At 69.6% G+C, this 1,218-nt stretch carries 1 protein-coding gene; it reads left to right on the top strand.

Going from position 1 to position 1,218, the window contains the following annotated elements; genetic code table 11:
- Positions 1 to 1,218 (top strand): acyltransferase domain-containing protein (locus I5Q34_RS33575; protein ID WP_199896282.1); only part of this gene is annotated, 1,218 nt, incomplete at both ends.

Here is a 1,218-nt window from a genome sequence, read left to right as displayed (position 1 = left end):
CGGAAGACCAGCCGTTGTGGCTGGGCTCCCTGAAGTCGAACATCGGCCACACCCAGGCAGCGGCCGGTGTGGCGGGGGTCATCAAGATGGTGATGGCTCTGCGGCATGGGGTGTTGCCGGCCACCTTGCATGTAGAGGAGCCGTCGCCGCATGTGGACTGGTCTTCCGGTGCGGTGGAGTTGTTGAGGGAGGCGGTTGCGTGGCCGGAGGTGGGGCGGCCGCGGCGGGCCGGGGTGTCCTCCTTCGGCGTCAGCGGCACCAACGCCCACGTGATTCTGGAACAGGCCCCCGTCGAGGAGACGTCTGCCGAGGCTGCAGCGGTGCCGCCAGGGCCGTGGCCGTGGCCGGTATCGGGGAAGACCCGGCAAGGACTGCGTGATCAGGCAAGAACACTGCGCGCGTTCGTCGCCGCCCACCCCGACCTGTCCCTGCCGGATGTGGGGCATGCCCTGGCGGTCGGGCGGTCGGTGTTCGATCACCGGGCCGTCATCCTGGCCGAGGACCGCGACGGATACCTGCAGGCATTGCAGGCTCTGGGCAGGGGTGAGGAGCATCCCGCTCTCGTGCAGGGGCGTGGGCCGGTGGTGGGTGGGAAGGTGGCGTTCATCTGTGCGGGGCAGGGAACCCAGTACCCCGGCATGGGGCGCCAACTCTATGAGGCCTTCCCCGTGTTCGCCGAGGCTTTGGACGAGGCGTGTGCGCATCTGGACCCGTACCTCGACCACCCGCTGCGGGACATCCTCTTCGCGACACCCGAGGGAGAGCAGCGGGCTCTGGTCCACCGCACCCGGTACACGCAGCCGGCGTTGTTCGCGCTGCAGGTGGCCCAGCACCGTCTGGTCACCGAGACGTTCGGCCTGGCCCCGGACTGCCTCGCCGGGCATTCTCTGGGGGAGATCACCGCGGCCCATCTCGCCGGGATCCTCTCCCTTCCCGATGCCGCACGCCTGGTGGCCACCCGGGGCCGTCTCATGGCAGCCCTTCCCGTCGAGGGCGTCATGACCGGCCTGCAGGCCACCCCCGAGGAAGTCCTCCCCCTCCTCGAAGGACACGAGAACGCGGTCTCCCTCGCCGCCGTCAACAGCCCCACCTCCACCGTCGTCTCCGGTAATCCCGATGCGGTCCGGGAGATCGCCCGGCACTTCCACCAGCTCGGGCGCAAGACCACCACCCTGACCACCAGCGGCGCCTTCCACTCACCCCACATCGACCCACTCC

Source organism: Streptomyces sp. AV19 (assembly GCF_015999245.1).
Classification (GTDB): domain Bacteria; phylum Actinomycetota; class Actinomycetes; order Streptomycetales; family Streptomycetaceae; genus Streptomyces.
The sequence above is the reverse complement of the archived record's forward strand: the minus strand, read 5'-3'. Positions and strand labels throughout refer to the sequence as shown.